Source organism: Salegentibacter sp. 24 (assembly GCF_004362395.1).
Taxonomy (GTDB): domain Bacteria; phylum Bacteroidota; class Bacteroidia; order Flavobacteriales; family Flavobacteriaceae; genus Salegentibacter.
In genome coordinates, this window is the sequence record NZ_SNWE01000011.1 from 103,844 (window position 1) to 129,959 (window position 26,116).

At 38.7% G+C, this 26,116-nt stretch carries 17 protein-coding genes; 6 read left to right on the top strand and 11 right to left on the bottom strand.

Going from position 1 to position 26,116, the window contains the following annotated elements; genetic code table 11:
- Positions 1 to 2: 2 nt before the first annotated feature.
- The 9 genes from DET49_RS09665 to pabB form a co-directional block, all read right to left on the bottom strand.
- On the bottom strand, positions 3 to 899 hold the full coding sequence (locus tag DET49_RS09665) for a hydroxypyruvate isomerase family protein (RefSeq protein ID WP_133547898.1): 897 nt from the start codon (positions 897 to 899) through the stop codon (positions 3 to 5).
- A gap of 230 nt (positions 900 to 1,129) precedes the next feature.
- The gene (locus DET49_RS09670) at positions 1,130 to 1,834 is read right to left on the bottom strand and encodes an NUDIX hydrolase (protein WP_133547899.1); all 705 of its coding nucleotides are present in this window, start codon (positions 1,832 to 1,834) and stop codon (positions 1,130 to 1,132) included.
- A gap of 159 nt (positions 1,835 to 1,993) precedes the next feature.
- The gene (locus DET49_RS09675) at positions 1,994 to 3,583 is read right to left on the bottom strand and encodes a solute:sodium symporter family transporter (RefSeq protein ID WP_133547900.1); all 1,590 of its coding nucleotides are present in this window, start codon (positions 3,581 to 3,583) and stop codon (positions 1,994 to 1,996) included.
- Between the two features lie 69 nt (positions 3,584 to 3,652).
- Positions 3,653 to 4,651 (bottom strand): aldose epimerase family protein, encoded by a 999-nt coding sequence (locus tag DET49_RS09680; protein WP_133547901.1) that lies wholly within the window; start codon positions 4,649 to 4,651, stop codon positions 3,653 to 3,655.
- Between the two features lie 10 nt (positions 4,652 to 4,661).
- Positions 4,662 to 6,485 carry a DUF885 domain-containing protein gene (locus tag DET49_RS09685; protein ID WP_133547902.1) on the bottom strand — a complete coding sequence of 608 codons (1,824 nt, stop codon included), beginning with the start codon at positions 6,483 to 6,485 and terminating at the stop codon, positions 4,662 to 4,664.
- 3 nt (positions 6,486 to 6,488) lie between these two features.
- Entirely contained in the window at positions 6,489 to 8,336 is a 1,848-nt protein-coding gene (locus DET49_RS09690) for a CocE/NonD family hydrolase (protein WP_133547903.1), read from the bottom strand.
- A gap of 59 nt (positions 8,337 to 8,395) precedes the next feature.
- Positions 8,396 to 10,414, bottom strand: coding sequence for a protein-disulfide reductase DsbD family protein (locus tag DET49_RS09695; protein ID WP_133547904.1), 2,019 nt, complete (start codon positions 10,412 to 10,414; stop codon positions 8,396 to 8,398).
- A complete protein-coding gene (gene tilS / locus DET49_RS09700) occupies positions 10,411 to 11,676 on the bottom strand; it encodes a tRNA lysidine(34) synthetase TilS (RefSeq protein ID WP_317130309.1) in 1,266 nt (421 codons plus the stop codon). Before tilS ends, DET49_RS09695 begins: the two co-directional genes overlap by 4 nt.
- Positions 11,677 to 11,810: 134 nt before the next feature.
- Positions 11,811 to 13,109 (bottom strand): aminodeoxychorismate synthase component I, encoded by a 1,299-nt coding sequence (pabB, locus tag DET49_RS09705; protein ID WP_133547906.1) that lies wholly within the window; start codon positions 13,107 to 13,109, stop codon positions 11,811 to 11,813.
- A gap of 214 nt (positions 13,110 to 13,323) precedes the next feature.
- Between pabB and DET49_RS09710 the strand changes: the two genes are divergently transcribed.
- Positions 13,324 to 14,274 (top strand): sterol desaturase family protein, encoded by a 951-nt coding sequence (locus DET49_RS09710; protein WP_133547907.1) that lies wholly within the window; start codon positions 13,324 to 13,326, stop codon positions 14,272 to 14,274.
- 5 nt (positions 14,275 to 14,279) lie between these two features.
- On the opposite strand, the gene DET49_RS09715 is transcribed toward DET49_RS09710, so the two are convergent.
- The gene (locus DET49_RS09715) at positions 14,280 to 14,813 is read right to left on the bottom strand and encodes an NADPH-dependent FMN reductase (RefSeq protein WP_133547908.1); all 534 of its coding nucleotides are present in this window, start codon (positions 14,811 to 14,813) and stop codon (positions 14,280 to 14,282) included.
- 200 nt (positions 14,814 to 15,013) lie between these two features.
- Here DET49_RS09715 and DET49_RS09720 point away from each other — a divergent pair, with 200 nt between their 5' ends.
- The 5 genes from DET49_RS09720 (at position 15,014) to DET49_RS09740 (ending at position 21,037) form a co-directional block, all read left to right on the top strand.
- The gene (locus DET49_RS09720; protein WP_133547909.1) at positions 15,014 to 16,363 is read left to right on the top strand and encodes a DEAD/DEAH box helicase; all 1,350 of its coding nucleotides are present in this window, start codon (positions 15,014 to 15,016) and stop codon (positions 16,361 to 16,363) included.
- A gap of 6 nt (positions 16,364 to 16,369) precedes the next feature.
- A complete protein-coding gene (locus tag DET49_RS09725; RefSeq protein ID WP_133547910.1) occupies positions 16,370 to 17,242 on the top strand; it encodes an aldose 1-epimerase family protein in 873 nt (290 codons plus the stop codon).
- Positions 17,243 to 17,321: 79 nt separating this feature from the next.
- Positions 17,322 to 18,413 carry a DUF748 domain-containing protein gene (locus DET49_RS09730; protein WP_317130311.1) on the top strand — a complete coding sequence of 364 codons (1,092 nt, stop codon included), beginning with the start codon at positions 17,322 to 17,324 and terminating at the stop codon, positions 18,411 to 18,413.
- Between the two features lie 391 nt (positions 18,414 to 18,804).
- Positions 18,805 to 19,323, top strand: a complete 519-nt coding sequence (locus DET49_RS09735; protein WP_133547912.1) for a DUF4494 domain-containing protein — start codon at positions 18,805 to 18,807, stop codon at positions 19,321 to 19,323.
- A 313-nt stretch (positions 19,324 to 19,636) separates the two neighbouring features.
- On the top strand, positions 19,637 to 21,037 hold the full coding sequence (locus DET49_RS09740) for a glycosyltransferase (RefSeq protein ID WP_133547913.1): 1,401 nt from the start codon (positions 19,637 to 19,639) through the stop codon (positions 21,035 to 21,037).
- Between the two features lie 284 nt (positions 21,038 to 21,321).
- Here the strand turns inward: DET49_RS09740 and DET49_RS09745 are convergent, their stop codons facing one another.
- Positions 21,322 to 25,812: an ATP-binding cassette domain-containing protein gene (locus DET49_RS09745; protein WP_133547914.1), complete on the bottom strand. Its 4,491-nt coding sequence runs from the start codon at positions 25,810 to 25,812 to the stop codon at positions 21,322 to 21,324.
- Positions 25,813 to 26,116 lie beyond the last annotated feature (304 nt).

Consider the following 26,116-nt stretch of genomic DNA (forward strand, 5'->3'; position numbering starts at 1 on the left):
TTTTAAACATCACAAATTTCAAAAGCCCTTTTCAGAGATTCCAACTCATCGGGATTGGTAGGGATAAATTCCTGTGCGACGAATCCATCAAAACCGGTTTCTTCGATCGCCCTCATAATTGCAGGATAGAATAATTCCTGAGACTCATCTATTTCATGCCTTCCTGGAACTCCTGCTGTATGGTAATGATTTATATGTTTATGGTGCTTTTTAATGGTCGCGATAATATCACCTTCCATCACTTGCATATGATAAATATCGTAGAGTAATTTAAAGTTTTCCTCCCCCATCTCTTCGGCCAGAGAAACGCCCCACTCGGTATGATCAGCCATATAATCTGGATGGTTCACTTTACTGTTGAGCAATTCCATAACCAGGTTCACATTTTTCCTTTGGGCATATTTAAGCAGAGGTTTTAAACCTTTCGAACAATTCTTGATTCCTGTCTGCTCATCCATCCCTCGGCGATTTCCTGAGAAGACGATAACATTTTTAATATTATGCTCTGAGGCCTTATCAATTAACCCCCTGTATTTTTCCTGAAGATTTTTGTGGTTTTTAGGATCATTAAAACCGTGTTCTATATTGGCAAAGTCATCTGTAGCCATAGAACAGACTAATCCATGTTTTTCCACGGTATTCCATTCCGAAGGTTTTAAAAGATCAATGGCCTGAATTCCCATAGCTGCGCATTTTTGAGCAAATTCATCTAAAGGAATATCCTGGAAACACCACCTGCAAACCGAATGATTAATATTATTTTTTTGACTCTTTGGCAAGGTATTATTTTCGATGTAGTTTATAGCAGCAAAAGAAGACGCTACCCCACCCAGGCTCAAAATTCCGGAACCTATGGCTATACTTTTTAATGCATTACGCCTAGAAAATTTTGTTTTCATATCATTTGGTTTTAAGTTGGTTTTTATAATGTGAAGGATCAAAAAATAGTAAAGCTGAAGTCAATACTATTTTTTCTCCCTTAACTGGCCAAAAATTTCAATAAAAATTAAGGAGCTCTCCAGCCCAAATAATCATAAACGTAAATCTTACAATTATTTTTCAGAAAACAAATTTATTACTAAGAATTCTTTAATTTTTTCTTAACATTATACGCAATGCTAAGAACGATTTAAGCTATTTCAAAGTTATAGCCAGATTCCAGAAGTTTTTTATAATTTTTATAATCAAACTTATAGAGAAACGCGCCTCTGCGGGAAGAAGACTTATCCTTTTTGTCCAGCTTGATGAGCACATTAAGCGAAAGCACTTTTTTTCTAAAGTTTCTGGCATCCAGCTCTTTTTGATAAATAGCCTCATAAAGCTGCTGGAGTTGCGGAATAGTAAAATTTTCAGGAAGTAATTCAAATCCGATCGGTTTGTACCTTGCTTTGCGCTTTAAGCGCTCCAGGGCATCCTTAACCATCTGGTCGTGATCCAGTACCAAATCCGGCACTTTATCTATCTCATACCAGTGAGCTCCGTGTTTTTCCACGAGTTCCTTATCATATTCATCTAACCTGATCAGCGCATACTGACCAATGGAAATTGAACGATATCCGGGATCTCTTTCCGCCTTGCCATAGCTTTTCAGTTCCTCCATAAACACGTTATCCAGGCCAGTGATTTCTTTAAGTACGCGTTTAGCGGCCTGGTCTACATCTTCATTTAATTTCACAAAACTCCCAATTAAAGACCAGGCATTCTTAAGAGGCTCTACCCTTCTTTTGAAGATTAAAAGTTTCAATTTACCATCATCAAAACCAAAAATAATACAGTCGGTAGCGACGTACATTTTATCGTTCTGTTCATAATAATCTGAAATATATTCAGGCATAAAAGATTTGAGATTTCAGGATAAAAATAATTAAAAGTAAAAACTAGCAAAAAACCTAATGCTTAAAGCTCTGCAAAATACTTTTTCATAAACAAACCAGGCTTTTTAAAGGATTAGCTTTATTTCTGCACTCGTTTTTACTATAGCTATTCAGAACATTTACTGGGCGAAATAGATATAAATAAAAATTACCAGCCCTACAATAGCCACCCCGACCGGTTTCACCAGCTTCCATGGCTGGATATCCACCTGTCTGGTATAATCCAGAACAAAAGGCTTAATTCTAGGCTTCCACTGCCCTATTAAGAGCATAATTATAACGTTCAGTACAAATAAAATAGCCATCACGTGAAGGTAATGAGGTAAGGAATCCTCTCCTACGACAAAATATTTAAGCACTAAATAAATTAAATAGAAACCAACTCCACTAAAAATAGCAACCTTAGCGGCAATGGCGGGAATTCTTTTGGTTAGATAGCCCATAATAACGATGGTCAGAATAGGGATACTGTAACTACCGTTTACTTCCTGCAAATAACCAAAAAGTCCCTGTGGAGCATTGGCAATAAATGGTGCAATAAGCATAGCTCCAACGGCCAGGAATATGCCAAATCGCTTTCCTTGTTTTACAACCTGTGCTTCACTGGCCTCACTATTGAAATATTGTTTATAAATATCGATTCCGAAAAGGGTAACTGAACTATTCAATGCGGAATTAAAAGAACTTAAAATCGCACCGAATAGTACAGCGGCGAAAAATCCGGTAAGTACCGGTGGAAGAACTGCGTTAACCAAGGCGGGATAGGCCTGATCCGCATTTTCCAAATCCCCCTGGAACATATGCCAGGCAATAATACCGGGTAGCACCACTATAATGGGACCCAGAATTTTTATAAATGCTGCCAGCATTAAGCCTTTCTGACCCTCTCGGAGGTTTTTAGCAGCTAAAGCACGCTGAATAATCGCCTGATTGGTTCCCCAATAAAATAATTGTACAAGCATCATCCCTGTAAAAATGGTTGAGAAGGGGACCGAAGCCTCGGGGCCACCTATGGAATTAAATTTTTCTGGATGCGCATCAACCAGGGTTTCCAAACCACTAATAATCCCCCCATCTCCAATGGCCATAAGTCCGAAAATCGGAATTAGCAAACCTCCCACAAGCAAACCAATTGCATTTATGGTATCTGAAACTGCTACAGCTTTTAAGCCTCCAAAAATGGCATAAATGGAACCGATGATTCCAATTCCCCATACGGTAAGCCATAAGGCAGTGGTACTACTCACCCCTAACATTTCAGGGATTTCGAACATAGTACTAATGGCCAGTGCCCCGGAGTATAATACGATGGGCAAGAAAATAATCATATAACCCGAGAGAAATAGTGCGGAAACAAGGGTTTTGGTTCCTTTATCGAATCGCTTTTCTAAAAATTGCGGTACGGTGGTTAAACCACCTTTTAAATATCTTGGTAATAAATATAAGGCAGTGATCACTATGGCAATTGCCGCAAGGGTCTCCCAGGCCATTACTAAAATTCCCTCGCTATAAGCCTGGCCATTTAAACCTACGATTTGTTCTGTGGATAAGTTAGTAAGCAATACCGACCCGGCAATTACACCCGCGGTAAGGCTTCTTCCACCTAAGAAATATCCATCACTTGTACTTTCATCAGTTTTTCGAGTAGCCAAATAGGCAATTATCCCCACTAAAAGCGTAAATCCTACAAATGATATTATACCAACCATAACTTATTAAAAAATTTTGTTAAATATAAAATTTAAATCGAAACTTAGCCCCTTTAGCCGGTAATTTTCTTAATGCCCACTTACCGAAAACTTATATGAAATTCGGTTATAATACTCATCTCCAGGCTTTAAAACGGCCTCCGGGAAATTTCTAAAATTAGGGGCGTCTGGAAAATTCTGTGCCTCTAAACACAGAGAAGGATAATGTTCGGCAATTTCGGTATGATAATTAAAATCCTGAGGAAGGCTCTCAGGAGCGTAGGCAACCATAGCTTTCTGGTTGGTCTTCACCTCCATTTTGATTCCGGTTAACGGTGCGAACAACCTGGCATCAACTTCATCTTTTTCAGATCTTAAAACAAAGGTGTCATCCAGGTTTCGGTTGCCAATTAATTTGCTCTGGCCAAAGTTCTTAGGATGTTTTTTTAGCTTGGTTAAATTCCCTGTAGGCAGGAGATTTTCATCAACTTCCAGTATTTTTTCAGCTTCTATCTTTAAAAAATGATCACTAATACTACCACCTCCATTTAGATTGAAATAGGTATGGTTAGTAAGGTTAATCACCGTTTTTTTATCCGTTTTCCCGGAGTATTCTATAAGCAATTCATCGTCTTCAGTAAGGGTATATGTTACCCCAACTTGGAGGTTGCCAGGATAGGATTCCTCCCCGTCTTTACTCAAATAACTTAATTTCACTGAGGGATTTGGAGCAGTTGTCTCTTCTTCAATTTCCCATATTTTATACTGAAACCCATATTCACCACCATGGAGGTGCACATCATTCTTTTCAAACAATTTATAAGTAGTCTTATCGAGTTTAAATTCGCCTTTAGCAATTCTACCAGCATATCTCCCCACCGAGGCACCAAAACATTTGTTATGCTCCCTGTAGGTGGAAGTAATAAAATCTTCGGCCCAGGGGCTCACCACTACATTTATCTTTTTACCGCTTTTGTCTTTTATCTTAAAGCTTAGCACTGCAGCGCCAAAGTTGAGGATTTGGAGCTCGCTCCCATTCTTATTGATAAGACTAAGCGTTTTTAGTTCTTCCTTTTTTATAAGTTTCAAATTCACTTTTTTAGTTAGTTTTTCTGGATATCCAGTTGTCTACTTTTTCTTCAAGAATATTCAAAGGTAAAGCTCCATCTAGAAGAATCACATCATGGAATTCCCTAATATCAAAATCTTCTCCCAATTCTTCTTTGGCAGTTTCCCGTAATTCGAGGATTTTATTCATTCCAATTTTATAGGCCGTGGCCTGACCTGGCATCACAATATGCCGCTCTACCATTTTAATACAATCACTTTCGGCATTCGGAGTATTTTGTTTGTAGTATTCGATACCTTCCTGGCGGGTCCATTTTTTAGCGTGAATTCCTGTGTCAACAACAAGCCGGCAGGAGCGCCAAAGCTCCATGGCAAGGCGGCCAAAATCGGAATATGGATCTTTATAAAAGCCTATCTCTTTGGGCAACAATTCGCTGTAAAGTCCCCATCCTTCCACATAGGCTGTATAAAAACTGAATTTCCTAAACTGGGGAATATTCTCTAGTTCCTGGGCTATGGCAATTTGCATATGATGCCCTGGAATTCCTTCATGATAAGCCAGAGCCTCCATTTGATAAGTCGGCATCGCAGACATATCATATAAATTGGCATAATAAGTACCCGGTCTGGAACCGTCAATTGCAGGTTGTTGATAAAATGCCTTACCCGCACTTTTCTCCCGGAATGCTTCCACGGCTTTAACGACCAACTTTGCCTGAGGTTTGGTAAGAAATAAATTATCTAACCGAGCTTTCATCGTATTGATGATATCCGTAGCTACTGTGAGATATTTTTCCCTGCCAAGAGAATCATTGGCGTAATAAAATTGTTCATCGCTACGCATATATTCAAAGAAATCCTGCAAGGTTCCTTTAAAACCCACTGCCTTTTTTATCTTCTCCATCTCACTATGAATACGGGCAACTTCAGCTAACCCAATTTCGTGAATCTCTTCTGCAGATAGATTAGTAGTAGTAGTTCGTTTTAGGGCCTTTGCGTAAAAGGCATCTCCTTTTGGAAATTTCCAGGCTCCGGCATCATTGTTTGCTCGTTTTTGCTGGGTCTCCAAAAAAACGATCAAATTCTGGTAAGCTGGTTTAACCGCCTTAGTCAGGGTCGTTTCAGCTTTGTAAATAAGTTCTTTTTTCTCCTGTTCTGAAATATCTAATTTATCGACCTTTGATTTAAAATCGGCCAGTAACGCGCTGTTCTCTGAAGATTTCCCAAAGGGTTTACCCTTAATTATGTTTCTGCTGGATTCCAAAACCCTGTCAAAAACAAATACCGGTGGCACAATTCCATTTTGCTCCCTAATTTTTAAATTTCCAATGACCTCTTCCATTACCCTGGGAATTCCTTCCAACCTTGAAATATAGGCCCTGGCATCACTTACCGAATCTATTTGATGCATGTTTATTAAAAAAGCGGGTAATTCGGCATGGTAACCAAACATCTGGTTTACCGGGTAATCATAAAACCGAAAATCATAATCGTTGATCTCATTTTCAAGGTTTTGACGGTATAAATCATAACTGAGTCGTGTTTGCTTATTTAATGCCGCGACATCTACCTTTTTTAGATATTCCAAGCGTTTCTTGGCCTTTTCAAGGTCCTGGGCGTATTTCAAGTGCGAAAAATCATCCCATTTCCCATAATTGGTTTTTTGTCCCAACCGGGTTTGCATCATAGGTGAATCCGCGACATCCTTTTGAAATTCCGCTTCAAAATATTGGTTTAATTCCGCTGATTGCTCAGCGATTTCTTCCGGGGAATAATTTTCTTCCTTTTGGTTACAGGCAACTAACAAAACCAAACAACCCAGAAAAATAAACTTATTTAAAAAATTAAGGCGCATAGGCTAATCTTTAATTACGGAAAACTCTATTGCAGAATCTCCAAAAACGGTATGGGTTTGCTGTTGGAAATCCTCTTCTTCAGCTTTAAAAATATTAGGCACGTAGGTTTGGGGGTTTCTGTCGATAAGCGGAAACCAGGTACTTTGAACCTGAACCTGTAATTTATGTCCTTTCTTAAAGGTATGATTGATACCCTGAAGTGTAATATTTACAGAAGTTTTCTTATTGGGTTCAAAGGGCTCAGGATCTTCAAAACTATTTCTAAAACGTCCGCGCATAACTTCACTGCGTACCATCATATGGTAATTATCCATATCGAGATGTTCCATAGTCTCTTCATAATCCTCGGCATCGGGTGGGTAAACATCTATGACCTTCACGATCCAATCGGCTGCAGTCCCTGTAGTAGCAACATTTAAACGCGCTTGAATTTCACCGGTAAGTTTCAGATCTTCATCCAGGACCTCGGTTTCAAAAACCAAAACATCTGGTCTTCTGGCGGCAAAACGCTGGTCGCCGGTCATATATTCTCTCGGTGTGAACACTGCTTTAATCTCATTATTATAGGAAACCGGTTTCATGGGGTCACTTATAAACACTTCTTTATTCTGGGTGGGCTCATCGGTTAATTCCTGGTCATCTCCCAGGTAAAATGTGATAGGTTCAGCTTCCTTCGGAGGCCACTGGTCATAAGAATTCCATTTTCTCAGACCGGTATCATAAACATAAGCTTCGGAAAGATCTAATTCTTCTGTCTGTGCACCTTTTAGAAAATGATTAAAAAATTTGGTTTCAATATTACGCTGATAGTCTTCAGATATATCATCTCCAAAATACACATTTCCAACCGCCTGTCTTTTGGTTTGTCTCGCCCAGTCACCGTGGCTCCAAGGGCCAAAAACCATAATATTATAATTATCGCTGGTTTCTTCTATTTTCTTATAAGTGTTGAAAGGACCGTAAAGATCTTCAGCATCAAACAAACCGCCAACAACCATAACCGCCGGCTTAATATCATCTAAATGCTGGATAATTCCTCTGCTCTCCCAGAACTTATCATAATTCGGGTGCTCTTTTAACTGTTGCCAAAATTCATTGTCCTCACCGTAATATTTATCCAAATTACTTAACGGCCCTATATCCAAAAAGAATTGATATTGATCTTCAGTACCTAGATCAGGCAGTTCATACCAGGCTTCTTTAGTAGGGCCTGTTTTATCGTATCCAAAAAGCGCGGTGGCTCTCCAATAACTAAGAAGGTACGCGCCATTATGATGAAAGTCGTCAAAAAAGAAATCCCCAATTCCGGCCTGTGGGGAAGCAGCTTTTAATGCTGGATGGGCGTCGATAAGGGAGGCAACGGCGTAATGACCCGGATAAGAAATCCCCCAGGTACCTACCCTTCCGTTATTATTGTTTACGTTATTAATGAGCCATTCAATAGTATCATAAGTATCGCTGGATTCATCAAATTCCTTTCCGGATTTATTTGGAATTATAGCCCGCATATTGTCGTATTCTCCTTCACTCATCCAACGTCCACGCACATCCTGATAAACCACAATATTTCCTTGCTTCATCAAATACTCGTTAGGCCCAATAAGCGACCTAAACTGATCTTCTCCATAGGGCCTGGAACTATATGGCGTTCGTTGCATAAGAATAGGATATTCTTTTGAAGTATCTTTTGGCGAATAAATAGTGGTATGCAACTTAGTTCCATCCCGCATAGGGATATCCACTTCTGTTTTGTTATAATGTTCCTTTACAATATACTCTTCCTGTGCAATGATATGAACAGGTATAAAACTCAAAAACAGAAGAATAAAACTTAATCGGAGTAATTTCATAGTCAGGGAATATTTTAAGCCCCTAAGATAGAAATTACCCCGATAAACCTAAAGGAATTTTAATTATTCGGTGCTTGGTGGAATTTTGCTAACCCCTCTTTAAGCCAGTTAAGGTATTTTGAATCATCCGGGGTATAACCCACCGGCTTGTTAAGCAGCTTGACCTCATTATCCAGCAACACATAAAATGGTTGGGAATTATTCTGAAAATTAAGCGTTTGGAAGGTTGCCCATTTATCGCCAATGGTTTCAATAGGTTTGATTCCGCCTTTTGGTTTTAGATAATTGAACTGTTTTTCTTCTGCTAACTCTTCCCTGTCGTCTACATAGAGAGAAATAAGAATATATTCATCGTTTAATACATCAAACACCTCGGGATTACTCCAAACCTGTTCTTCCATCTTCCGACAATTTACGCAGGCCCAACCGGTAAAATCAAGTATGATTGGTTTGTTCTGTTTACGTGCAGCTTCCAGGCCTTGGTCCCAATCCTTATATGCTTTTAATCCCAGGGGTGCCTCGGTACCCTTGTCGTAAATACTGTAAAATAAAGGAGGGGGAAAACCGCTTAAAAGTTTAAGGTTCGCAGCGGAAGTATTGGTTAACCCAGGAATTAAATACAGCACAAAAAAGAAGGTGATCACCCCCACGCCAAACCTGGCCTTACTGATCTTCTTCTTAGGTCCATCGTGTGGAAAACGAATAAACCCGAACAAATAGGCCATTAGTCCTAATCCAATTAAGATCCATATCCCGATAAAAATTTCACGCTTTAAAATCCCCCAATGTTCGACAAGGTCGGCATTGGAAAGAAATTTAAAAGCCAAGCCTAATTCTATAAAACCTAAAGTTACCTTAACAGTATTGAGCCAACCACCGCTTTTTGGTAAGGAATTAAGCCAGTTTGGAAATAAAGCAAAAAGGGCGAAAGGCAAGGCCAGGGCAAGGCCAAAACCACCCATTCCCATAGAAAGCTGCATCGCACCACCATCGCTGGTTAGCGAGCCGCCCAAAAGGGAACCCAAAATTGGTCCGGTACAGGAAAAGGAAACCAAAGCCAGGGTAAGCGCCATAAAAAAGATCCCTACAAATCCTCCTACACTGGAAGCTTTATCATCCATTTTATTGCTCCAGGAACTCGGCAAAGTAATTTCGTAATAACCAAAAAAGGAAAACGCAAAAATGATGAAAATGATGAAGAAAACTATATTAAGGGTAACATTGGTGGAAATGTTGTTGAGTATTTCCGGATTTACGCTATCCAGTAAATGAAACGGCAAGCTAAGCAGTAGGTAAATCACGAAAATAAAAAAGCCATAAAGTATAGCATTTACCAAACCCTTTTTCCGGTTTTTAGCCCCTTTGGTGAAAAAGGAAACGGTAAGCGGAATCATCGGAAATACACAGGGTGTCAATAAAGCGATTAAGCCCCCGACGAATCCCAGAAGAAAAATATTCAGGAAATTATTGCCTTCCTCCTCTTGCGTAGCAAATTCCTCCATTCCGGAAACTTCAATATTTAGTGCCTGGGTAAGTTTTTTATCCTTTTCTGAAATTTTAAGATCTGTAAAGCCTTCGGTTATTTCATTTTCTCCCAGGGATATATTGAAGCGCTCTGTTTCGGGAGGTAAACATTTTTCATCATCACAAACAGAGAAATATATTTCCGCAATAATTTTCGAATTCGATTGAGTGGGAACTTTTACCTTCTGGGTAAAAACTGCTTCCTCTTCAAAGTAAGTGATGTCGGCTTCAAAGACCTGGTCATAAATCGGTGCTACATCGGGTTCCTCGGTATCACCTATCAGCTCAAAGTTTCCTTCATTAGCACTGTAAGAGAAAGTAGTTGCAATTGGCGCTATATCAATATCGGCTTCCTTTTGGGAATATAAATGCCAGCCTTCTTCAAGGTCGGCAGTAAAAACAAGGGTATAAATACTATCGTTCTCCTTTTCTACGGAAGCCTCCCAGGTTATAGGATCGGACAGTTGGGAATCTTCCTCCCCCTGGTTAAAATATTGTGCCTGTAGTTGTAGTAAAGGAATTAAGAATAAAAGCAGGCTTGCCATGTATTTCATAAACTGAAAGTGATTTTTATAATTTTTTGACCGGGGGATGTAATGGAAAAACGCCTGTCGGCCCGTTGATTGATGACCCAAATAATTTTTTCTCCAGAACATAGCACCCAGCTGTTTTCTTTCTCGGGCAAAGATAATTTTTTGTCTTTAAAGAAGTCGCTTAACTTCTTCTTTCCTTTCATCCCGAAAGGATAAAACACATCACCTTTCTGCCACTGTCTTACACTAAGTGGATAATCAAGTTTTTCCGGATCTACATAAATACAATTCGGATTCTTCTCCTTGATTTGCTGAACTTCGGAAAAGGAAAAAGTTCCCATAGGCAGCATAGCAAAGTCTTCATCCTTAGCAATTTTGTAAACCTTCTCTTCTTTGCTATTTTTCTCAGTTAAAATTAGGTAGTCCCGGTCTTTAACCAACCTGTGTGAAGCAGAAAAAACCATTTTTCCAGGTTGCGCATCCAATAAATTATAAATGTCGCCCCATTGGGTAAAACCGAAAGATTTAAGCAACTGATACAAAACCGCTGGAGTATTAGGAATTTTTTTTAGGTAATTGATCTCCAGGCTATACCCGTATTTTGTTTTACTGATAATTTTAGGATAGAGCAGGCTCATATAATCCTCCACCAATTCTTCGCTTTCCTTTAAATGTGATTGGGTTTTTAAAAAAGTCTCTAGAAACTGCGGATTTAATTCTTCAAAAATCGGTACGATTTCGTGTCTTATCTTATTGCGAAGGTACTTTGTGGAGGCATTACTGCTATCCTCCCGCCAGGGAATATTATTCTCCTGTGCATAAGATGAAATTTCCTTTCGGGAAAATTTTAGCAAAGGCCTAATTAGGCTATGACTGTCAGAATTTATTCCGCTTAAACCTTCCAGGCCGGTACCGCGCAGTAAATTAATAAAAAAAGTTTCCAGGCTATCATTTGCGTGATGAGCAGTTAAGGTATAATCAAATTGATATTTTTGTCGTAATTCTTCAAACCATTCATAACGGAGATCTCGTGCCGCCATTTGAATGGATAATCCATTGTCCTTTGCATATTGCTCGGTATCAAAATTCTCTATAAAAAGTTTCACTTTTAGTTTTTTTGCCAGGCTTGCCACAAAATCTTCATCGGCATCACTTTCTTCATCCCGAAGGTTGAAGTTACAATGTGCCAAAGCGAAATCGAGTTTGGCTTTTTTGCACAAGTGGGCAAGTACCACACTATCCACCCCACCGCTTACAGCAAGTAAAATTTTACTATTGCACAAATAAGGGAACTGCAATTTGATCTCATGTTTGAAAGCTCTTTCCATAGAAAATCAAAGATACAAAAACACTTTACAGGATTTTCCCTGAGTATTTATCCCGTGTAACCGCAAAAATATTCTGGTTATAAAAAAAATTAACCCAGCGCCTGGTACATTGCGGCGGCTTTCAATAGGCATTCCTCGTATTCCTTTTCCGCGATTGAACCGGCAGTAATTGCCCCGCCCACCGAAAAGGATACATATTTTTTTACAGAATTATAAAGAATACTACGTATCACCACATTAAAATCGAAGTCGCCGGTTGGCATAAAATAACCCACCGCCCCGCTATAGAGTCCGCGTTTGGTTTCTTCGAGCTCTTCGATGATTTTCATCGCTGAAATCTTTGGAGCCCCAGTCATGCTGCCCATTGGGAAGGTAGCACGTAGAGCTTCTACCGGTGGAATACCAGCATCAATTTCCGCTGAGATTGTAGAGATCATCTGGTGCACCTGTTTAAAAGAATAAACCTTACAAAGTTCATCAACATTTACACTCCCTTTTTTGGCGATCTTCGAAAGATCATTTCGGACCAAATCCACAATCATGACATTTTCAGACTGTTCTTTGGGGTCCCTGGAAAGTTGGTCAGCAATTTCCAAATCTTCAGCAGCATTTTCTGATCGTCTGGCGGTTCCTTTGATTGGTTGAGAAATTAATTTTGCACCTGATTTTTTTAAATAACGCTCCGGAGAAGCGGAAAGTAGCCAATGTTCCTCCAATCTTAAAAAAGAAGCAAAGGGAGGACCCGATATTTTGTTAAGTTTTTGAAATACTTCAATGGGCTCGATTTGACTGTTTTCAGCAAAAAATTCCTGACAGAAATTAGCCTCATAAATATCACCACGCTGAATATAGGCGAGCATATTCTCGACCTTTTTCAGGTAGTCTTCTTTGGTAATTCTGGCCTGTATCTGCGCCTTTTTTTTCCCGGAGGCAAGCTGTAGATCATCATCTAAAGAAATTTTTAAAATTTCAGTGAAATCCGTTTCAATTTCTTCATCCAGCATGCTTAGATAATGCATTTCCAAGCGATTCCCCTTCAATAAAAATAACTTTTGAGGCTGGAAAAAATACAGGTCTGGAAATTCCAATCCATCGGGATTGGTGGAGCAAAGTGCTTCCACATCATTTTTAAGATCGTATGATAAGTATCCAAAAATCCAGTCTTTAGTGGTTTGCTGATATTCCTGAAGTTTGGCAAAAGCCTGGTGATAATCTGTTTTAATCGCAGTAAAAGCACCCAGAGCCATTAAGGCATCAAATTCACTGTGATTCTGGTTATAACTATTGCTATCCAGCCAGGCAATTTCTTCAAAGTGCCGGCTCCAATGCAATAATTGTTGTTTGAATTTTATCGGATCTTTTAAAGTATATGTTGATATGCTGCGCACCTACCTTCTAATTTGGCCGCAAAGGTAAGAACAATTTGACTCAGGACATATTTAAATCCATTTACAAAATTATCAAAAACTTCTGACGCATTTTTTGTTGCCGATAAATTCTCGAAAAATTAGTTTTAAAATCACTTTGATTTTGCGAAAAAAAACTTTAATATTATTCCATACCTTTTAAGTCAAAAATCACACATAAGACTCCCTATTCCAGATGTTTACAGATACAGAAAAACTCACTTTAGCCGATATAGAAAACCTGGATTTCACTACCGTTATTTGGATTGCAGCCCCGCTTATGTTTTTGTTTGTTCTTATTGAATTTCTAATTGGAAGAAAAAAATACAAAAACCTTTACTCAGGCAAAGACTTTCTTGCTTCTTCCGCCATCGGAATTGGTAATTTAATTCTTAACGGGTTTATGAAAATAGGAGTCTTCATGGTTTTTCTTTTCTTTTTCAATTTGGCTCCTTTTAAAATACCGCACACCTGGTGGTCCTATGTTTTATGCTTAATATTACTGGATTTCAGCAGGTATTGGTCACATCGCCTGGCCCATGAACAGCGCTTCTGGTGGTCCACCCATGTGGTACATCATTCTTCGGAACACTATAATTTATCGACTTCTTTTCGGCTTTCCTGGACACAGAATTTAAAAATAATATTCTTTTTACCAGTGGTTCTACTAGGCTTCCACCCTTTGGTATTTTTTATTGTTCATCAACTGGAAGTCCTCTATCAATTCTGGATCCATACAGAACTGATAAAGAAATTACCAAGACCTATCGAATATATATTTACCACCCCATCACATCACCGGGTACACCATTCAGTAAATGAAAAGTATCTTGATAAAAATTATGGATCTACCTTCATTTTTTGGGATCGGATTTTCGGAACATTTCAGGAAGAAGACGAAAAACCTCGTTACGGGATCACCAAACCGGTAAATTCTTACAACCCATTTTTCCTGGTTTTCCACGAATGGATTGAAATTAGCAAGGATATCTGGAAGGCCAGATCGCTGAAAGAAGCATGGTTAATATTATTCGGTAGTCCCGTTGACAAACATAAGGAGGATATGGGGATCAAAGGAAAACCGGATGCTGAACTGACCAGTATTGGTAAGGCAAACGAAGAATTCAAGGTAAAAAAAGCAAATTAACAGGCCTATCCCAGTTGATGCGAAAAAGTTGTTAAAACATCCTGAATTCCCATATCCAAAACTTCGTTTAGCATTTTTCCATCTTTAAAATTATCGTGGTAAGATGGAAAACTAAAACTCTCAATCACCTGCCCACCAAACCTAGGCAAAATACCTTTAGTGTATTCCAGTGCGGAAGCAGCTCCGCGTTTACCGGGAGATGTACTGATCAATAAAATTTTCTTATCCGCGAGAAAATTCCTGTTTAAACGGGAAAGCCAGTCTATCATATTTTTAAAATATGCCGACACATTTCCATTATGTTCGTTTACTGCAATCACCAGTGCATCATGATCTTTAATAATATTGTTAATTATAGTAGCACTTAAAGGAATACCTTTTTCCTTTTCCCTATCGGCACTATAAAGAGGTAATTCGTATTGGGTGAAATCCTGAATTTTTACCTGATGTCCCTGGATACGGTTGGCCAGGTGTGTTAATAATTGAAAATTAATGGAAGTGCTGCTATTGGAACCGGCAAAGGCGAGAATCTTTTTCATCTAATTCTTGAGTTTGATCAAAAATACCGAAATAAATGAATATAATCTCATTTATTAATAATCAGGGATTAACATAAAATATCTTACTCCACATCATCAACTCATAGCCGGGATTACTTCCACCGGCTATATTAAAGTTGCTTAAGCTCATTTTCATATAGAGTTTCATTAACTTTGCTGGCTCATATAAACTTCAATCAGTGACTTTTCAGGACTTAAATATCACCACTCCTTTGCGCAATGCTCTGGAAGACATAGGGATTAACACCCCCACCCCGATACAGGAAGAATCTTTTTCTACTATTATGTCGGGTAAAGATATGGTGGGAATCGCTCAAACTGGAACGGGAAAAACCTTTGCCTACATGCTTCCCATTTTAAGAATGCTTAAATATTCAGAACAAAAAAATCCTCGGGTTTTGATTTTGGTGCCTACCCGTGAGCTAGTGGTGCAGGTTGTGGAAGAAATTGAAAAGTTAACCGCCTATATGAATGTTCGGGTTACCGGAATCTACGGAGGCGTAAATATGAACACTCAACATCAGGCCTTATTGCAGGGGCTGGATATTGTAGTGGCCACACCGGGAAGGTTATACGATCTTGTCCTTAGGCGTGCCTTGCAGTTAAAATCTATCCAAAAACTGGTGATCGATGAAGTGGATGTTATGTTAGACCTGGGTTTTAAATTCCAGATCAATAATATTTTCGAACTACTGCCCCAGAACCGGCAAAATATTATGTTTTCAGCCACGATAACTGAAAACGTTGAAAACTTAATCGAGACTAACTTTAAAAGTCCTGAAACTATTTCTGTTGCCGCTAGTGGGACGCCCTTAGATAATATTAAGCAAACAGGTTACAAAATTCCGAATTTTTATACTAAAGTGAATTTCCTGAAACATATTTTAAAAGATAAGGAAACCTATTCTAAGGTGTTGATTTTTGTAGCATACAAACGTATGGCGGACCGACTCTATACGGAACTTCAAACGCATTTTCTGGATGAATGTACCGTCATTCATTCCAATAAGACCCAAAATTATCGCCTGCGAAGCATTAAACAATTCGGAAGCGGATTTTGCCGAATATTGGTCGCCACCGATGTAATGGCGCGCGGACTCGATATTGAATCGGTAAGTCACGTTATTAATTTTGACACCCCAACATATCCCGAAAATTATATGCATCGAATTGGCCGAACCGGTCGGGCAGAGAAAGCAGGAAATTCGATTTTGATGACTACTGAGGCTGAATTAGTATCCCTGGAGAAAATTGAAGCTTTGATGAAAATGGAAGTTCCACAAGAAGAATTACCCCGAGAGATTCAGGTTTCTTCAGAATTAATTCCGGAAGAGCAACCCAAGGTTTTTGAAATAAACAATCCTGGAAAAAATAAAGATGATGATGCACCAGGGCCTGCTTTTCATGAGAAAAAAGAGAAAAACAGAAAGGAAAACCTCGGTGGTTCTTACCGCCGGGAGATCGCCAAGAAGTATAAAAAACCTAAAACCCGAGGAGATAAGAATGCGAACCGTAAAAGAAAAAAATAAGCCCAGATGCACGAATTACAAAATGAATTTCTAAGTATAAAAGTCAATTCCATAGGTGCTGAATTATCCAGCCTTAAAAACCTGGAAACCGGTATTGAGCATTTATGGCAGGGAAGTCCCGAATTTTGGGCAAGCCGGGCACCAAATTTATTTCCGGTTATTGGAGTGCTCAAAGACGGCGAGTTTCTTTTTGAAGGCAAAGCATATAAAATGCCTAAACACGGATTTATAAGGCATAATGAGGAAATGCGGTTAAAGGTAAAAACTCCAAATTCCTTAATTTTTGAATTGGAATATTCTCAGAAAACTTTAGAAATCTATCCTTTTAAATTCAAATTTGAAATTTCCTTCACCCTCCATGAAAAAAGCCTAAAAATTCATCATAGCATTATTAATTTAGATGAAAAGCCACTCTATTTCTCTCTGGGTGGTCATCCTGCTTTCAACGCCCCAATCGAGGAAGGTGAAGTTTATGAAGATTTCTACCTGGAATTTGATCGAAAAATGGATCTTAGTACCCACCTTTTAAATGAAAAAGGACTGGTTATGGATAAAACTGAAGGGATTTTAGATAATGAGGATAAGATCAGATTACAAAAAGACCTGTTTGCCAAAGACGCCTTGATCTTCCAAAATATTCCTTCAAAAAAAGTAGCCTTAAAAAATAAAAATACCGGAATAATTTTATCCGTAGAATACTCAGATTTCAGCAATTTAGGAATTTGGGCAAAACCAGGGGCACCCTATGTATGTATAGAACCCTGGCTGGGAATGGCAGATGTGGAAAGCACCGATAAAAACTTAAAAACTAAGGAGGGAATTCAAATGCTTGAAAGTAAAAAGGAATTTGAAGCTTCTTATAAGATCAACATTAGTTAGGATCTTTGAAGTCAATTTTTAAATAATCCTTAACTTAAAATACTGATTAATAATCTCATTTTAGCATAAATATGAGATGATGAGCGAAAAGAATAAAAGAAAACGACATAAGAAAAGATATGTATTACCTGTTCTTATCGTTTCGCTACTAATTGTTGGAAGAATTGCACTTCCGTACATCCTGGAAAATTATGTCACAAAAACCTTAAATAAAATTCCGGGTTACAAAGGCAGTGTTTCTGATATTGATCTCTCTCTATGGCGTGGCGCCTACCAGATAGAGGGATTAATTTTAAGGGAAGAAAAATCCCAGGGAGAAAAACCACTTCTGGACTTTCCATCATCTGATATCTCCATTGACTGGCGTTCCCTGTTAAAGGGGAAAATTGTCAGCGAGGTTGAAATGCAGAATCCTCAGTTCAACTATATTTTTGAAAACCAACAAAAGCAGGACCAGGCAGATGTGGAAGACTGGACCAAAGCACTTACCAATTTGGTTCCCATAGACATTAACCACTTTGTGGTGTATAATGGCACGGCTAATTTCGTAGAAGTATCGGCAGACCCTCAAATAAGTTTGTTCCTGAAAGAGATTAGTCTGGAAGCTCACAATCTGAGTAATGTAGTAGACCAACAAAAGGACCTTCCCTCACATTTATGGGCTAATGCCATATCCATGGGAGGCGGAGATGTTAAAATCCACGGGGATTTAAATTTGCTTAAACAAATTCCGGATATGGATATGGAATTTTCTTTACAAAAAGCTGAAGCCACCGCCCTAAACGATCTTACCCGTAGATATGCCGGGGTAGATTTTGAAAGCGGAACTTTTGAATTATATAGTGAACTAGCCATAGCGGATGGGTATTTGAAGGGCTATATAAAACCTATGCTCATCAACACCAAATTGATCGCCAAAGATGACCAGGGCGGTCTTTTCAAAAAATTGTGGGAAGGCTTCATTGGCTTCTTTAAGTTTGCCCTGAAAAACCAAAGCACCGATACGCTAGCAACAAGGGTTCCCCTGGAAGGAGACCTAAACAATGTCGATTCCGGTATATGGGCAACTGTTTTGAACATATTTAAAAATGCCTGGATCGAAGCATTCTCAGGATCGATAGATGAAGATATAGAGTTTAAGGATGCCGTGAGAAACAACAAAGACTCCTGATTAGATAAAGCAAAAAAATCCCGCAAGAGAGCGGGACTTTATACTTTATATGATGATTTTAAGTTCTGCTTTTTTTCTTTGCAGCTTTGGCTGCTCGCTTTTCTTTTAAACTCAAGACCGGCTCTTTTTTAGCTGAATTCTTTGAAGGTGATTTTTCCTTAGGCATAATTTCTAATAGTTTAACATTAACCCTATAAAGATAGTAAAAGAAAGCTTTAAAAATTAATTTTTATTTTCGAGTTATATCGGACTGCCCAAACATTAATTTTTTCTTACCTCCTGATGCCTAACATTTTATAAAACAGCGAGAAAAATTGTGAATATTTATCGCAATGATTTATGAAAGAGGCCTGTTATAAATCATATTTTTGGTCCATTAAAATATAAAGATATGAGCGTAACTTGGTTTGAATGTAAGGTGAAATACAAAAAAACACATGAAACTGGAGAGCAAAAAATGACCACTGACACCTATCTGCTGGATGCAGTATCTTATACAGAGGCAGAGGCCAGGATTAGCGAAGAGATGACTGCTTATACTAGCGAAGATTTCAGGATCATGAATATTAAAGTCGCTAATTTTTCAGAGGTTCATCCCTTTGAAAATTCTGATCGTTGGTTTAAATCAAAAGTTTCCCTTGTAGCTTTGGATGAAGAAAGCGGAAAAGAGAAAAAGACTAATATTTACTTACTTGTACAGGCTAATGATATAAAAGAAGCCTTTGAAAACACAAACCTGGCAATGGAAGAGACTATAGGGGATTACAACATCCCATCTATTACAGAATCTCCAATTTTAGACGTATTTCCATACTTTACAGGGGAAGAAGATCAACTAGAGAAGTTCCATGTACTCGAAGGTGCTGAAGTTTCTGAAGAAAAAATTAAAGAACCTGAAGCGGTAAATTAAACTAGCCAGGTCTAAAAATTACTGAATTTCCAGAAAAGGGTTTAATGCACAGCGTTAGACCCTTTTTTATTTAAATGGCATTATTCAGGGTCTTTTAAAGGGGCAACCAGAAACCATAATCATCAAATTGACTGGGAAAGCAACACAAATTAATCCTCAGTAGTGAAAAAAATCCCCAATTCTTTTAGTCAATATAAAATTCCAAGCTTCATTATGAGCCTCTTAGCTAATTGGTATGTGGATTGTTATTAAGGATGTGTGACAGGTTGTGGATAAAAAACCACCAGGCCTAACGCTAAACAAGACTATAAATATGAAAAATACCATAGCTACAAAAAAAATAATTTCTACTGCAGATAAAACTGCCTTTCCTACATTTTCTAATAAAAATAAGCCCAGCGACCGCAGAGGGATAATGGTAAGGGCTATCAGCCTTGCATTACTTTTTGGCGCAGCATACCTTGTATATGTTTTACAGGGGGATTTTACCCGGTATAACCTGGACGGCCTGAATTCCAGCTGGGGTACTGCCATCCTTATCATCACAGGTTCCCTCCTCCTTTTCCGAGCTGGATTCTTTTTTTACAACCTATACCTCTACCTTCGATACAAACCGATTTCCTCCGTGGACAATGATAAGTTACCAACCTGCACCGTAATAGTGCCTGCTTACAATGAAGGTAAACAGGTTTGGGCTACTCTAATGAGCCTGGCAAAGAGTGATTATCCAGAAGAAAAGATACAATTACTGGCAATTGACGACGGGAGCAAGGATGATACCTGGGAATGGATGCAGAAGGCCAAAAAAGCACTTGGAGACCGAGTGAGCATATACCAGCAGCCACAAAACAAAGGAAAACGTCACGCGCTCTATCGCGGATTCAATATCGGGACCGGGGAAATTTTCGTAACGGTAGATAGTGATTCTGAAGTTACTCCTGATACGCTTCGCAACCTGGTAAGCCCTTTTGTAACAAACGAAAAATGCGGGGCTGTAGCAGGAAACATTCGGGTACTTAACAATGAAAAAAAGGCGATGTTACCCAAGATGTTGGATGTAAGTTTCGTACTTAGCTTTGAATTTGTTCGCTCTGCGGAAAGCACTCTGGAATCGGTGCTTTGCACCCCGGGCGCACTTGCTGCTTATAGAAGGAAAGCTGTCCTTGGCTGTCTAGATGAATGGATCAATCAGACTTTTATGGGTAAGGCTTCCGATATCGGGGAAGATCGGGCAATGACTAATATGATTCTTAAACAAGGTTATCATGTGCTTTTCCAAAGAAATGCCTATGCTTATACCAATGTGCCCGAAAAATACACAGGACTATATAAAATGTTTATTAGATGGGGAAGAAGTAATGTCCGGGAGAACATTTCAATGGCCAAGTATGTGTTCACAGATTTCAGGGAAAGTTCCAAGACTGGATCAAGACTATTGTTTATAAATCAGCTACTGAAATTGGTGATGAGCTATCCCACAATCTTGATGATGCTTTTCTTCATTTCCATGGATCCAATCCTCTTTTTAAGTTCCACTCTTTTTAGCATTTTGATCTGGTCTAGCTTCCCCGTACTTTTTTACGCGAAAAGATATAATTTGTCTGAATCCTTTTGGGCTTATTCCTATAGCATTCTATATACCTTTGGATTATTTTGGATCACCCCCTATGCTATTGCTACAGCAAGTAAAAGGGGATGGCTTACTCGAGGATAAAAAGTTGCTATTTTAAAAATTCAGAGGGAATCCGGGGAGGGTTCCCTTTTTTTTAATGATACTTCAAGAAACCATTTTCGGAGCTTTTCAAGATCTGCGATGTAGAAAGATCATATATATCGTGAATTAATTCGTCATTTTGCCTTAAAAACCCTCCTGTCAAAGTTTGGGAGGCAAACTTTTATCAGTGTAAGTTCTTTCGGGAATAGCAAACAATTATATCTACTTCTCATTTTTTTTCAGAAGGAATTTGAATTTTCTTTGAAGATATTCTCAAATGAAACTCATTCCAAAACTACCCCCACCCCTATTTTCTCCAACAAATACGGATTATGATCAATAACCAGGATATCATTGGCCTGGCTGAGTTTGATTAATATTTCATACAATTGATCAATATCGGCATAATGTAGTCCAGTACTGGGTTCATCAAGAATATAAAGTGCTTTTTTAGTTTCATCCTGCAGCCATCTCAGCAACAATAATCGCTGCTTCTCTCCGGAAGAAAGAGATTGTACCGGCTGATCTATCCTAAGATGTGCTAACCCGACCTCCTCCAGTTGTTTTAAAAACTCAAGGGTTTTAGCAGGTACCTTAGACTGCAATAACCATGCTCTTAATTCGAAAAGATTCAGGGTGAGGACTTCAGCGATATTCTTTGACTTAACCCTGTACGCCAATATATGTGGCCGATAGCGTTGTCCCTTACACAATTCACAAATTTCAATCTCATTGGCAACCACATCCAGACTGGTTTCCTTATAAGCTTTGCCTTTGCAGTTGGGGCACTGGCTTGATTTTGATTTATATGAAAAATCACCAGGTCTAAGGCCTGTTTCGGACGAAAATATTTTAGTTACCTCTTTAAGCAGCTTTAAATAAGATACTAGTAAGGTACTGGCATATGATCTTAGTTTTTTAGACTCAAAATAGTGCGCTTCTGCATACTTTTTGGGGAACAATATTTCCTCACAATTAACCGGTTTATCCATCGAAATGCTTGGAACCAGGATCTCTTTCACTAAAGTGGTCTTTCCTATTCCTGATTTACCGCTCAGGGCGGTGATTCCTCCAACAGGAACATTCAGAGCTTCTTTTACTAAGGTATGTTTGCTGATTTTACCAATGGCAATGGACTGCTTTCCTGCCCTTAACTCAAGTCCTCTTTCTGGAGTTTTTAAATATGGATGACAATCGGCTTTATTCACATAGTCCTCAGGCGTACCTTGATAAATAATATTCCCACCCAGCTTACCTGCCTGAGGCCCGAGTTGAACCAGATGATCAGCCTTATGAATTATCTCCTTGTTGTGCTCAATCACTATTACCGTATTTCCTTTTCCTTTAAGTTCATTTAGAATCCTGATAAGGTCGGGAATATTATCCCTGGATAACCCTGCGGAAGGTTCATCCAATAAATAGGTAATTCCCTTCAGTGGACTGTTAAGCTGTTTGATAAGTGCTACTCGTTGATTTTCTCCCCCAGAAAGTGTAAACGATTTACGATTGAGTTGTATGTGATCAATATGTAATTGCTTGGCTCTCTTTATGGTATTGATCATATGAGGCGCAATATTGGAGATGAGTTTTTGAGTTATCTCATCTTTTCCGTAATCAGCAGAAAGCCAGTTATTCAAGGATTTAAAATTCATTGACCTTAATTCGTGAATGGATTTCCCTCCAATTTGAAAAGCTAAGCGTTCTGGCTTTAACCCACTTCCAGAGCAATGACTGCATCTGGTAAAAGAGAAAAGAGCCTTAAGTTTGTCGATATTTTTATTATTCCGGGTTTTATAATATTCTTCTTTTAAATAGTGAAAAAGACCATCCCATTGCATGCTAACTGGCTGAATCCCTTCCCTGGTCTTGGTTTTGAATCTCCACTGGGCTTTCCATACCGTTTGGCCTGCGCCATAGAATAGCATATTCTTTTGGGTGTCGGTCAGCTTTTTATAAGGAGTTTCCAGGCTAAATCCATAGGTGGCACCGAGCTCTTTTACAATGGCCATGTATTGACTGTCCGCATGACCATAATAGGCCAGGGCCTTATTATGCATAAATAATCCACTGGAGATGCCCTTTTCTCTATCGAGCACTATTTTCTTTAAATCAGGAAGCAATTCTTCACCTATTCCATCGCATATGTTACACTTCCCCAATTCATGATTATTAGAAAAATGACTGGCTGACAAGTCGTTGTTCTGGTACTGCGCTTTTCTTGAAAAGGCAAAACGTAAAATTTTATCTATTCCTGTTTGTTTAGCAATATCGGAGCGCTGAGTATAGTTTTTTTCTTTACGCGTAACGCAAATTGTAGGACTAAGCCCTTGAATATGATCTACTTCAAACTGAAAATTCACTCCTACCCTGGACCGCTGATAAGTAGAAAACTGCTTGGTCATTTCCTGTAGTCCGTAGCCGTGAAGGGTATCAATCACTAAAGAGGATTTTCCCGAACCTGAGACTCCTGTGATCACCGATAGTTGATACTTGGGAAGGTTAATGTTTAGGTTCTTTAGGTAATGTGTTCTAGCCCCTCTTATAGAGATAATATCCCTTCGCTGGTCAGATACTTTTTCTAGGTCCCCCCTTCTAGCTTTTATGGCATTGTCCACCAACTTATCACATGAGAACTTAAAAAGGGAATGATTTTCAAAACAAATTATACCTGCTGTTTGTATTTTCAGCTGGTGCAAAGCTTTTAACAACTGCCTCACATTTTTGTGATGAAGTCCAATGCTGGGTTCCTCCAGCAATAAAAGCGTCTTTTTTGATTGTCTAGCAAAGTGCTTAGTGAGTTTAATACGCTGCGCTTCGCCCCCTGATAAGGTATTAGAAGCTTGGCCAAGTTTGATATACCCGAGGCCTAACTGCAACATCAGAGACAGTATTTTGGTAAGTTCTTGCTCTTGGAAAAAAAAATCATAAGCTTCCTCTATACTAAGGTTATAGATATCCGAAATATTTTTTTTCTTCCAATGCACTTTCAGAACTTCAGGTTTAAAGCGCTTGCCATTACAGCTTGGACAAACCTGATTAATAGTGCCCATTACATTCATAGAGAGGCTGATTACACCTGCTCCTTCACAGGCTTCACATCTTCCTGTTTTATTATTAAAAGAAAAGGCTCCCTTAGCGATCTTTAAGGATTTGGCCTCCGTAGATTTGGCCAACAGATCACGTATTTTATCGGCCAAGCCCGTATAAGTTGCAGGATTGCTTCTAGGGGTTTTACCAATAGGTTGATCGGATATCCTAAGCGGTTTTAAACCTTCTTTTTCACAGTATATGGAAAGTTTTTGCAGGATTTCTTGTGTTTTTCTACTGACCACTGTCAATTCGCCTGTTTGAGGCTGAAATGAACCTACCGATTCTCGTTTAGGTGAATTATCAGGTTTAAATTTTGCTTTTTGTAATTCTGTTAAGGTGGGACTACTTGTCTCATGTGAATTTAAAAACTTCCCAATCGATCCATTAAAAATGACTTCTCCTCCATAAACACCAGCGCCAGGGCCCAGTTCGATTACCCAGTCAGCAGACCGGATGAAATTTAGGTTGTGTTCTACCACCATAACTGAATTGCCCCGGCTTATCAACCGATTGAAAATATGCAATAAATAGCTCTGGTAATCTTCAGATAAACCGATGGAAGGTTCATCAAACACATAAAGAATACCCTGCAGGCTGCTATTTACCTGTTTGATCAGTTTGATGCGTTGTCCGTCACCAGAGGAAATATTCATACTTGGAGTACTTAGTGTATAGCCCTCCATTCCCAATCGTATCAGGTCGAACAATTGTGTAGAGATTTTATCAACCAATACTTGTTCCCCCGCGGTCAGGTCAAGATCTTTGAGTTGTTCATATAGCTCGTTTAAGGAAAGGTCCATCCATTTTTGAAAATTCAGTCCTTTCCATTTGTATTTCAGGTGTTCGGCTTTAATCCTGGCTCCCTCACATTTTGGACAAGTGCTGGAACTGGCAAACTTTAAGATGTTTGGATTTCGGTCCCTTTTTAAAATGTCCTTCATAATAGGAAGCATCCCCTTGTAAAATCCTTCTTCTCGAGGTTTTGCTTTTAAACCTTCCCATCTTAAGCGAGATTCCAAAGTATGCTTACCATAAAAAACTTTGATGCGATCACTTCCGTTTAAGACAACGTCTTTTTGAGTTGCATGGAGTTTTCTCCAGGGAATATCAACACTAAATCCATGGGCTTTACAAACCTTATTTAATTCGTCAACGGTAATCTGTGAATAAACAATATAACCACTAGGCAAAGTAGTATTAATAGCCCCTTCTCTTAAGGTTTTATTTTCATCTCCGACCAACTTACCAAGATCGATATATTCTGCCTGACCTAACCCATGACAGTGCTCACATGCTCCTTTAGGATGATTGAATGAAAAGAGCGATTTACTCATAGGCTCAATACCAGCATAACGGGCAAACAAAATTCTAAAGATAACAGCCAACTCTGAGAGTGTTCCGAAAGTAGCATTAATTGACTGGAAGCCCTTGGACTGCTCCACCTTAATGACCGGCGGTAAGCCTTCTATATCATCTACTTCAGCGGTAGGTATTAATTGTGCATTTTGCCCATTATATGCAGGAAGGCTTTCTAAAAAATAACGGTAACCCTCGTTTGCGATAACATCCATAGCAAAGGATGATTTCCCAGAACCTGATAATCCGGTGACCACCACCAATTGATTTTCAGGGATTTTTAAATTTATATTTTTGAGGTTATTCTGGTGGGCATTAATGATGCGCATAAGGGAATATTGTTTCTCTTTTTGAAAAAATAAATATAGGAAGATTATACAGCCTAAAAAGGACCTTTTAGTTAAACCATTGCAAAACTAGCTTCCTTTAAGCTTAAGATTTCTTACAATGTTCATTTAAGGATTCTTCCGACTTCCCAAGATTTATTGAGCTCATAACTGATAGGAATATTAAATAAGCCGATATTAAAAGTCCAGTTCAAATTTTCATTAAATTTTATTAAATTTAAATGCTTGCTCGAAATTATAAGTTTCCAATTAATACAAAAATTATTGGTCAGCCTTACCTCTGTCT